Origin of the sequence: Thalassoglobus neptunius, assembly GCF_007859735.1 — a bacterium.
In the GTDB taxonomy this organism is placed as follows: domain Bacteria; phylum Planctomycetota; class Planctomycetia; order Planctomycetales; family Planctomycetaceae; genus Thalassoglobus; species Thalassoglobus neptunius.
In genome coordinates this window covers 19,669-29,725 of record NZ_SIHI01000040.1, presented here as the reverse complement: position 1 = coordinate 29,725, position 10,057 = coordinate 19,669, and the positions used below count along the sequence as shown (strand labels likewise).

At 51.2% G+C, this 10,057-nt stretch carries 10 protein-coding genes; 7 read left to right on the top strand and 3 right to left on the bottom strand.

The features are described from left to right. The 3 genes from KOR42_RS22290 to KOR42_RS22280 all read left to right on the top strand — a co-directional run. The coding region (locus tag KOR42_RS22290) for a protein kinase domain-containing protein (RefSeq protein ID WP_146512046.1) at positions 1 to 742 on the top strand (742 nt) is incomplete at its 5' end. A gap of 43 nt (positions 743 to 785) precedes the next feature. Further along, positions 786 to 1,739, top strand: a complete 954-nt coding sequence (locus KOR42_RS22285; RefSeq protein ID WP_146512045.1) for a PD40 domain-containing protein — start codon at positions 786 to 788, stop codon at positions 1,737 to 1,739. 937 nt (positions 1,740 to 2,676) lie between these two features. Continuing rightward, on the top strand, positions 2,677 to 3,255 hold the full coding sequence (locus KOR42_RS22280; protein WP_146512044.1) for a peroxiredoxin family protein: 579 nt from the start codon (positions 2,677 to 2,679) through the stop codon (positions 3,253 to 3,255). An 89-nt stretch (positions 3,256 to 3,344) separates the two neighbouring features. Here KOR42_RS22280 and lptE read toward each other — a convergent pair whose 3' ends face one another. The 3 genes from lptE to recO all read right to left on the bottom strand — a co-directional run bounded on the left by lptE (position 3,345) and on the right by recO (position 6,324). Continuing rightward, positions 3,345 to 3,884, bottom strand: coding sequence for an LPS assembly lipoprotein LptE (gene lptE, locus KOR42_RS22275; protein ID WP_231741076.1), 540 nt, complete (start codon positions 3,882 to 3,884; stop codon positions 3,345 to 3,347). A gap of 16 nt (positions 3,885 to 3,900) precedes the next feature. Continuing rightward, a complete protein-coding gene (locus KOR42_RS22270; RefSeq protein WP_146512042.1) occupies positions 3,901 to 5,406 on the bottom strand; it encodes a tetratricopeptide repeat protein in 1,506 nt (501 codons plus the stop codon). Positions 5,407 to 5,577: 171 nt separating this feature from the next. After that, positions 5,578 to 6,324, bottom strand: coding sequence for a DNA repair protein RecO (gene recO / locus KOR42_RS22265; protein ID WP_146512041.1), 747 nt, complete (start codon positions 6,322 to 6,324; stop codon positions 5,578 to 5,580). A gap of 239 nt (positions 6,325 to 6,563) precedes the next feature. Between recO and KOR42_RS22260 the strand changes: the two genes are divergently transcribed. From KOR42_RS22260 to KOR42_RS22245, 4 genes are all read left to right on the top strand, one after another. Beyond that, positions 6,564 to 7,133 carry a type IV toxin-antitoxin system AbiEi family antitoxin domain-containing protein gene (locus tag KOR42_RS22260; RefSeq protein ID WP_146512049.1) on the top strand — a complete coding sequence of 190 codons (570 nt, stop codon included), beginning with the start codon at positions 6,564 to 6,566 and terminating at the stop codon, positions 7,131 to 7,133. Beyond that, complete coding sequence (locus KOR42_RS22255) at positions 7,130 to 8,059, top strand: nucleotidyl transferase AbiEii/AbiGii toxin family protein (RefSeq protein WP_146512040.1); 930 nt, start codon at positions 7,130 to 7,132, stop codon at positions 8,057 to 8,059. The genes KOR42_RS22260 and KOR42_RS22255 overlap by 4 nt, the downstream gene beginning before the upstream one ends. Before the next feature lie 398 nt (positions 8,060 to 8,457). Next, entirely contained in the window at positions 8,458 to 9,111 is a 654-nt protein-coding gene (locus KOR42_RS22250; RefSeq protein WP_146512039.1) for an NF038120 family PEP-CTERM protein, read from the top strand. A 645-nt stretch (positions 9,112 to 9,756) separates the two neighbouring features. Then, on the top strand, positions 9,757 to 9,999 hold the full coding sequence (locus KOR42_RS22245; RefSeq protein ID WP_146512038.1) for a GlsB/YeaQ/YmgE family stress response membrane protein: 243 nt from the start codon (positions 9,757 to 9,759) through the stop codon (positions 9,997 to 9,999). Positions 10,000 to 10,057: the final 58 nt, after the last annotated feature.

The following is a 10,057-nucleotide window of genomic DNA, read 5'->3' as shown; positions in this document are numbered from 1 at the left end:
TCTTCGCATGCGAATACGGCTCGACATACTTGCGTCCAATCCGAAGCGACAGCTTTGCCACTTCCAACAACACATTCGTTCGTGGGGAATCACTCATCACCAGATTTTAGCGCATTCTCATCTCAGATTCCAGAGATGTTTTCAACAATGCAAACCGGGAACCATTCTCGGGACGGTTACTTACATGGCTCCCGAGCAGACTCTGGATGCTTCGAAAGCCGATACGCGTTCGGACATCTACAGCCTCGGATGCACGCTCTATTTCCTCCTGACAGGAGATCCCCCCTATCAGGGTGACACTGTTATTGATGTCTTTCTCAAGCACAAAGATGCTGACGTTCCTTCGCTGCAGGAAGAGAGACCTGACATCGCTCAAGCTGTCGATCCGATTGTTCAGCGAATGATGGCTAAAGATCCGAAGGATCGATTTCAAACGATGGGCGAGGTCATGGAAGCGATCGAAGCTTGTTCTGTTGATATGACGGACGTTCAGGTTGCAAGCAAGAATTCTCCCCGCAAGCAAACGGAACGGCTGCCTCAAGTTCAAACGAAGTCTCGTAAGAACACTCGAAACGCATCCGGTCGATCGAAAGAGAAGTCCGAATCTTCGAAACAGTTTCCATGGTGGATCGCCGTGCCACTTGGAGTGATGGCGCTGGTCGTGATTGCTGTCGGCGCGGATTTTCTGTTGTCCTCGAACGAGGAATCCCCTGCTCTGGCTGAAAAACGCGGAGCACGTTGAAGGTGGGGGGCAGCTTCCGGCTGAAACAGATCTCAACTCAGAATTGGAGAATTCCGGGAACGCTGAGACAAGCGAAGAGGAGTCCTCGGTCGAACCTCGACAATCGCTCGCTGATCTACTGACGTCCGGAGATTATGAATGGAGGATCGTTCCTGACGTCTTTCAGAACATCAATTCGACGGAACCTGAATACGGTGCGGACATGACGGCCGACGGGCTCACACTCGTGGTTTCCTCCTATCGGAGAGGTGGATACGGCAAGTCTGACCTCTGGATTTCGACCCGTGAATCGACCGATGTCCCGTTTCCAACTCCAGTCAACTTGGGGAGCGATATTAACTCTTCCGGGTACGAATACAATCCGACACTCACAGCTGATGGTGGAGTTCTATTTTTCCGGAAAGATATCTATGGAGACAATGGATATCAGACGATCATGCAATCTGTTTTGGTAGGTGACCAAGAGTATTCTGGTCCTGTCGAATCTCCGATCGCTCGAGCGGAATCGATGCCCCCTTCAGCTTTCTCAAAACCAAACCTGAATTCTGATGGCCTGAACCTGCTTTTGATGAGTTACGCTGGGGCCGGTGATGCAAATCTCTATCTGACAACTCGAAGGTCATTAGAGGAGAGTTGGCCGATTCCCACTGCCTTCGACGCACCTGTGAAAACAAAGGCTCAGGAACCAGGAGGTACGCTCAGCGACGATGGTCGTGTCGTGGTCGTTGAACGAAGTCAAAGCGGACAAAAATATCACGACTTGTACGTGCACATTCGCTCCGATGAAAACACCGAATGGGGTCCCGCCATACCGTTGAACTCGTTGAATACCGAATTTCGAGAATCGACTCCGCAGTTGCTTCCGGATGGGCGAACGCTGTTGTTCGCATCTGACCGACCGGACTCGACGGGAAGATTGGACATCTACCTCGCCGAACTGGTTAAGAAAGAGACCTCTTCAGTGGCAGCGGTTGATGCTGAAGAGAGTGGTGAATAGACGAACCTGGAAGAAGCAGTTCATCCTCTGAGGATGGGAACTTCGTGAAAGAGTTGCTCGCTGGGGTTTTTCCAACGGAAAGTGCTTCTGGTTCTCGGCACCATCAAAAAATTGGATTGCAATAAAAAAACGCGAACCTCCTCCAAATTGGTCTTGTCCAATTGTGTGAAAGCGTAACAATGTTTTCAGTTCGTTTCGGGCATCACGCACCCGAAGGGTATTCGCCTGCTAAGAGACCGGATCTGGCGAGCCGGGTGAAGCGGGATGTTTAAAATGGAAAGGAGGTGGTCCTGTGGAATCAGACTTTAGTAGCCAACAACGAGGTGGTACTGCTTAAGTAGTCGGCGGGCTGTCGTCGGCAGCCACCAGGAAGTCAATCGTCGGGACTGGCTCCGGCACATGATTGACTTTCACTGAAGCGAGATTTTCGAATCCGTTTCAGGACCTCGGGATCACCGATCCTCGAGAATAGCGAGGCACAGTAGAACTTCGGTTTTACTGTGCCTCAATTCTTTTCGCCTCAGTCTTTTGGGGCTGCTATTCTTTGACGGTGTCTCATTCTTTTGTAGCCTGAGTTCTGTTCACTCCCCTGCTCCGGTCTCTCTCTATGTCCGGGAAAAGCAGTCATCATTGATCAGGCGAAGACAGGCGTATTCGCCAACTCTTTAAAGTTCTCGCAAGCAAACTGGGCACAGTTGTGAATTCTTTCACAGGCGGCGGAGAATCACCTTTGCGACAAATGACGTTGGGATCGTTTCGTGTTAGGGTCATCTTCTAGAGCAAGTTGCTCTTTCCTGTGCACTCGCTTGAACTTTTTCATCAGGTCAAAAGGCTGAGTTTGCTCGTGCGAGTGAGTGTACACTAAAACAAAAAATGCTCTAAGTAGGTCGGCGATGTTGCCTTCCTCGTCAAAAACTTCGTCTCGGGAAAATTCATAATGCGATTGAATTCCACTTGTCTTGCCCTCGTCGGTTTCGTTCTGACCTTTGGTGCTGTTGCCCAGGTCTCAGCAGTGGATGTGTTGCCTCCTCCAGCTGTTGGCGACAAAGCCTCTGACTTTTCACTGGAAGCGATCAATGGAGCGGGAGAAGTTTCGCTTCATGAAACACTGAAAGACGGGCCAGTCGTGCTCGTGATGCTTCGCGGTTTCCCCGGATACCAGTGCCCAGCCTGCAGTCGCCAGGTCGGTGGTCTCATCAAGAGTGCTGAAGAGTTCGCCAAAGAGGATGCGACTGTCGTCCTTGTGTACCCTGGTCCTGGTGAGAACCTCAAAGCGAAAGCTCAAGAGTTTCTGACAGGGACGAAGCTACCGGAAAACTTTGTGTTCTTGCTTGATCCTGATTACAAGCTGACGAATGCCTATAATCTTCGCTGGGACGCAGAACGAGAAACAGCTTATCCGTCGACGTTCGTGATTAATCAAGATGGAGAAATCACATACGCCACAATCAGCAAGACTCACGGCGGACGGCCTCAGACAGACACAGTTGTCAAAGCTATTCGATTGCTGAAATAGAGCCTTCTAAGAAAGAGTCTTCGTCAACTCGCGCACGTCTTGGAAGTGTTCAGCATAGGAGTGTGCAGCGCGATGTTTGAATCTGAAGACTACCATGGAGCTTCCATGAGCGTCACGATTTCTGTGGCGAGCTGATCGACTGCATCTTGCGTTGCATTGGCGAGGGACTGTCCCGTTTCGGGAGCGAAACTCGCCAATGATAACGCATGTGTGGCTTGTGGACCGAGACGAGTCCGTCGCTGGGCGAGAACACGTCCTGACCTTAGATCGACCCAGGAAGCTTCAATCCCCATCGCCAGTTCGAGTTCTCGCGGTTCATCATATTTGTTCTGGTTCGCAGAACGTTTGTCGATGCTGATGATCCTGCCAGAGAGTCGCGTATCGGCACCCGGGCCAGCCACGAGTTGATACGGCGTGTGCAGCTCAATCTCTTTATGAATCGCTTCCGTCAGTTGAAGTTCGAATCCACGACGAAACGATTCATTCTTAAACGTCGGGACATGCACCGTTCGAACCTCGGGGCCGTAAGGGCTCCCGACCACATACCCGCAGCCTGCAGCTGACCCGGTGACCGCTGTCAGCAAGTTAGCGAGAAACAATCTGCGGGAATGTGTGGAATGGTTCTTCAATGTTCCGGAGTTCGAATTAGAGTGTTGCAGCACCAGACGCCGGGCGATCTGGAGTCGATTGAAGTTGAGGAGCTTCATCCGCTTTGCGAAGGAAGTTGAACAAACTTCTCTTCTCTGTTCCAGATTGATCTTCGGCAGGTCTGGACTCGACCGGTTGCGGTCGGGTGGAAGTTCGAGGATCTGTTGGATTGGATTGAACAGGTGTTTCTGCGGTCTGTGTCGGAGTCGCTCCACCGGACCATGGCCAGAATCTGCCGCCGTTGTTGGACGACTCAAGGTTTCGGAGAACTTCTCGAGCTCGGTCCGCATACTCCGAGTTGGGGTATCGGTTGATCAGCACATTGCAATAAAGCGCGACTGAAGGAGTCGTCCCCTTGACCTGATAGAACCGGACCTGCTCCCAGATTCGCTCAATCTCAGCGGTGTGCATCTGATTGATTTCAGATTCGAGTCGTTGGCGTTCTTCCGAAGAAAGGTCTGGGTAAAGTTGCAGGAGCGACTGTTTCAGGTCGCGTGCTTCATGGAGAGCTTCTCCATCGTATTCGGGGCCTTCGTAGGCCGCCATCGTCACATGTGCTCCCAACAGATAGGCGTCCTTGAGATGCGGACTATCGGGATACTGCTCACGCAGAAGTGTGTAGAGCCGTTTGGCTTCGATGTGATTTCGGATTCGCAGGTTGTGATTCGCTGACAGCATCAGAGCATCATCTGCGAGAGGTCCGGTTGCATCATGCAGCCAGATCGACCGCAATGCCTGAAGTCCTCTTCCATCCGCATCATAAACCGGACGAGTTTTGTCGGTCAGGTTCGGGAAAATGGAGCCGCTCTTTGCGGGTTGTCCTGAGCTGACGGCAACGTCTCCGGGGGTGCGAACATCCGCGGATGCAAGCTGAATTTCGGATGAGGTCGTTTCGTCGGTGTCGGTTGGGAAGTTGAGCCAGTAGCGAGCCATTCGGAACATTTGCCGAGTGACACGATCCATATGCCGCGTGGATGGATACCGGTTCAACAGGTCGTCGTAAGAGTCCTGCGCTTTGGTAAAGCGTTGGCGAGCGAACTGTGATTCCGCAAGCATGAAGAGAGCATCCTCTTCGACGGGATCACCGAACTGATCATACGCCAGCGAGTCTTTACCCAAGCCCCAGAAACTTTCAAAGCGAGTCTGAAATGTTTCGTAAGACTTGCGGCGTTCGTCGACAATCGATTTGAACGCACGTTCGGCGCCCGCATAATCTTTATTGTCGAAGAGCTGCTTGGCTCGGTTGTACTTTTCGCGTGCCAATTCGAGATCCTTGTCGGATCCCCCGCGAAGTTTTTCGCCACGCTCAAAGGCAACTTGCCGGAGTCCCCGTTCCGTTGGTCCCATTACGTTGTCGATCGACGGTCCCGGCTCGTCGGCGGAGACTTGTCGTGAAAACAGGGACGGACCGGCGCACCCGCAGGCTGCCAGCGTTCCTGCAAACAGGGACGCTGCCACGGAGGCTCGGGCGATTCTCGAATTGAGTAGGTTCACGTATTTCATCACTCACCCTGGTGACGATGTCAACATCGCTCACTTGGAAGGGGAGACGGACGGATTCAGGGGAGAGAAGGCCGTCAGAACGCCAGCATCAAGAAATTGACATCGAAGATTTCCGATCAAAGTCGATGCGTTTGCGGAAAGCAAAACGATCATCTGTATCGAAAATCGGTTCTAGAACTTCAGCAATGCCGCTGTCTTTGGGCGTCGCCCAAGAATTGAGGCAATGATTGAGTTCAGGATTCGTCGAATTCCTTTGCTCTGTCGGTCTGAAATGACCAGACGATCCAATTTGGCAATGTCGCTTTCGATCAGTTTGAGGATCACGGCAACTGTGCCAGATTCAATCGCGCTCTGTTGATAATCGGAATGGCCACATCGTGAACAGATCAATCCGGACTCTGAGACCCAAAATCTGCTTTGATCGTCCAAAGAAATCGTAGAATGGCAAATCGTGCAGGTTCGAAAGTCCGGAAGTTGGCCGATTTCGTGAAGGATCGTCAATTCGAATCGAAAAATTGCAGCGACAGGCGATTGTGGAGAACTTAGCGAGACGAGTGCATTAGCAGTGGATGCGTAGAGTTCGGGGTGGGGGTCGTGTTCTTCCGTCAGCGAGTTCAACAGTTCAGCGATGTAGTACCCGCCATAAAGATGAAGCAGGCTCTTCGAAGCGGGGTGAAAACGTTGAATGAGTTGCGCTTCTGTCAGAAGATCGAGACCGGCTGACTGCTTGCGAATAAAAACAATTCGACACTCCGAAAGCAGGTCGAGTGATCCTTCGAAAGCATTTCGGAGCCGTTTGGCCCCCTTCGCAAGACACGAGATTTTTCCGAATTCCCGAGTGAATAGCGTCACGACGCGGCTTGATTCGCTGAAATCAGCCTGGCGAATGACAATTGCTTCAGATTTCTCGGTAGACATGACCGCAAACACTACGAGCGTCAGGAGAAACCGTCAATCCTGCCTGAATGGTGTGAAGCTTCGGGAACCACTTCATTCCCTACGATCCCGCGAAGGCTGGTGCGAGGTTTTGGAATTTGATGATGCGTGAGTAGAAAGCCTGTGGTCGGCGGGGTGGTGTTGCGATAATGTAGGTAGTTGTTGAAAAGTACCGACGTTTTCGAAATGTAACAGTGAACAAACGTCAACAAATTCTGGGAATGCTCCGGGAATCGGGAGTCCTTCGGCCGCGAGACGTCGAAGAGGCAGGTATCTCTGCTTCTTATTTGAATCGCATGTATGCCGAAGGTCTGATCGATCGGCCAAGTCGTGGCTTGTATTGTTTGCTCGATTCCGAGCCCGGCGAACATCGCTCTCTGGCAGAGGCTGCCAAACTGATCCCGCACGGAGTGATTTGCCTGTTGAGTGCCCTGCACTTTCACGAGTTGACCACGGAGTTCCCGTTTGAAGTCTGGATTGCTCTCGATAACCATGCACGGCAACCGGCTGTCGATTCCCCGCCGATTCGCGTGGCCAGATTTTCGGGACCGGCGCTCACTTTCGGAATCGAAGAACATCAAATCGATGGCGTAGCTGTCCGCATTTACACGCCTGCCAAAACCGTGGCGGACTGCTTCAAGTTTCGCAACAAAATTGGATTGGACGTCGCTATCGAAGCACTCCGCGATTGTCTGCGAGAGAAACGGGCGACTCGCGACGAAATCTGGAAAGCCGCTCAGGTTTGCCGAATGACCAACGTCATGCGGCCGTATCTGGAAAGTCTGTCGTGAGCCGTCCCCCTGCCCGAAATCTTGCAGCCTCCGTCCGTCAGAAGTTGTTGAACCTCTCGCGTGAGAGAAAAGAAAACTTCAATCAGATTCTGACCCGATACGCCCTCGAACGATTTTTGTATCGGATGTCTCAGTCGGTTCACCGCGATCTCTTCGTGTTGAAAGGAGCCATGCTGTTTCAAATCTGGACGGCCGATGTTCATCGTCCCACGCGCGATCTCGATCTTCTGGGAGCAGGAACACCTGATCCTGAACGCTTTCGAGAAATCTTCTCAGAGATCTGCCGTCTGGACGTTTCGAGTGATGGGATGGAATACCTTCCTGAAAGCGTCATCGCCGACCAAATCAAGGAGGACGCCGACTATCAGGGAATTCGTGTCCGGCTGACCTCCCGGCTTGTCAGCGCGAGAATTCCAATACAGATCGACATTGGATTTGGAGATGCGATTACGCCAAAACCCATTCCGGTCACATACCCGACGATCCTGAATCTTGAACCTCCGCAATTGATGGCTTATCCACGAGAGACCGTGATTGCAGAAAAGCTGCATGCTCTCGTCGTTCTCGGAATCGCGAACAGTCGAATGAAGGACTTCTACGACCTATGGACGCTTGCGAATCAAGATGCGTTCTCTGGACCGCAACTCAGCGATGCGATTCAAGCGACCTTTGTCCGGAGAAAGACTGCTCTTCCCAGCGACCCTCCCTTCGCATTGACCGATGAGTTCGCAGCAGATCCTCAAAAAGCGAAGCAATGGACGGCGTTCCATCGGAAAAGCCGTTTAAGTATCGGGGACGTAACCTTCTCCGAGGTTCTCGCTCAATTACGTTCCTTTCTCATTCCGCCTCTTGAAACACTTCACAAGGATTCACCTTTCGAAATGGAGTGGCCCCCGCGCGGACCCTGGGTGGATCTGAAATCTTAAACGATTCATCCTTCGACGCTGTTCAGTTCGACGCTGTCAAAACTCTGAAGAGCTGCGATCGAGATCTCTCTTTTCGTCGACGAAACGCAGTCATGAGGCGGCCAGTCCCTGCGATGTCTGGAAGCCACGTTCGTTGTCTTTGCGCAACGTGGTATTGACGGATGATGCGAAGAAGAAACGAGACAACCAATGTGACCCGCTTAACGGCCCTGATTCAGATATATCATTAATAACATGATATCACTCAATAGTTTATTAAACCGCACAAGCGTTATAAGTCGAACTGCAGTAGCTTCTAATCTTTAACAAAATGCACCCCCGCTAAGGTTTTTGAGAAGTACAAGTGGGCATCTGGAAAAAGACACAGATTTTGCAGAACTCACAAAGACAGGTGCACAATGGTTAAAGAAATTCTCTATTCAGTCGGAATGATTGTCATTCTGGCGCAGTCAGCAAACGCGGGGTTGGAGTTGATAGACTTTGAAAGTCAACCGATCACCTGGACAGCAGGCTTTCAAGACAATGGGTTCAATTTCACGTCTACAAGTACTAACGGGATCTTCGGTGCAGCGACAGCTTCTCCTTTGTTCATGAATCCAATCGGTCCAGACAACGGAAGCAACCGTTACCTCATCAGCCACAGTGACGATACCGTCATTTCGATGACTCAGGCGAATGGGAACCCATTTTCGCTGCTGAGCTTTATGGGGGGAGAAGCTCACATTGGCGTCCTGTCCCTTTGGGCGTCAGACATTCAAGTGACAGGTTTCCTTGCAGGAGGAGGAACAGTCACTGAAACTTTCGCTCTCGATGGAATTCATGACGGTGCCGGCGGACTGCCAGATTTCCAACAATTCAACCTTTCAGGAAGTTTCTCCAACCTCACCGAAGTTCAATTCAGAGGACTCGGAGGAAATACTTCACTGTTTTACACACTCGATAACATCAGCGTTGATACCTCGGTCGCGCCAGTCCCGGAACCGTCATCGATGGCTCTGCTTGGAATTGGATCGATCGGCTTGTTTCTCCGACGTCGACGAAAAGCAAACTGATTTCCTCAACGGTTCATCTCTATGATGAATCAACCGAGTGACGGATGGAGGTAATCGCTTTGCCTTTTCCAAGAGAGTTTCATTCGGATTCCACCACAATCTTCTGACCGAGTTCGCGAAGTCTGTTACGAAGATTTCCGTTTCGGATGTAAACAGTCACGATTCGCCATCGCAGTAAATGTTTGATTGCTGGGGAAATGGATTCGTTCTCTAGAATTGATTGCACATTGAACGAACCTTTCTTTCTCAAATGTTTAGCTTATTAACAAGGTGGCCCGCACTCGAATGCGGCGTCACCTTGTTTCATTGATTGATCATGCATTTCACCGCTGCTTTTCACTGCTGCATTAGATTCTTGCGAATGTCTCTTCGGCTGAGATTCTACTCAAGTCACCGGGATGTGAATTGAGTTGCTCGCGAATCGGTCGCTTATTTTCGGGTCACGGTTTTCTGAGGAGCACGTTCCGGGTAGTTTGGATGAAGCAGCGCACTCGTGCATCGACCATTTCCATCGTTTCTCTCCACTCGCTTGAATCCGTTTCGTTCGATGAGAATTGAGTTTGCTCGTGCGAATCGCTGTGAACGAATGCCGAAGGTGTACGAAGATTTCTTCCAACTGGTCACATGAGTTCTGAGGAGAATGCGATGAACTTTGTCTACTTTCTGTTGATCGGAATCGTGGCTGGCTGGGCAGCGGGGCAGATTATGAAGGGCGGAGGCTTCGGGCTGATCGGAGATCTTGTTGTGGGTGTCCTGGGGGCTGTCGTCGGCGGATTTATTTTCGACATGCTTGAGATTAGCCCTGACGGTCTGATAGGAAGTCTTGTCACAGCACTTGTCGGGGCAGTTGTTTTGCTTGCAATCGTTCGAGCAATCAAAAAAGCGTGATCTTCGAACACTCTTTCTCCGTAACCACCTTGAAACCCGGTTTCGACGCATTGCAGCG

Coding starts and splice junctions, on each gene's coding strand:
- KOR42_RS22280 (WP_146512044.1), top strand. CDS start 2,677: ATGCGATTGAATTCCACTTGTCTTGCCCTCGTCGGTTTCGTTCTGACC.
- KOR42_RS22260 (WP_146512049.1), top strand. CDS start 6,564: ATGCTCCGGGAATCGGGAGTCCTTCGGCCGCGAGACGTCGAAGAGGCA.
- recO (WP_146512041.1), bottom strand. CDS start 6,324: ATGTCTACCGAGAAATCTGAAGCAATTGTCATTCGCCAGGCTGATTTC.
- KOR42_RS22270 (WP_146512042.1), bottom strand. CDS start 5,406: ATGAAATACGTGAACCTACTCAATTCGAGAATCGCCCGAGCCTCCGTG.
- KOR42_RS22245 (WP_146512038.1), top strand. CDS start 9,757: ATGAACTTTGTCTACTTTCTGTTGATCGGAATCGTGGCTGGCTGGGCA.
- KOR42_RS22250 (WP_146512039.1), top strand. CDS start 8,458: ATGGTTAAAGAAATTCTCTATTCAGTCGGAATGATTGTCATTCTGGCG.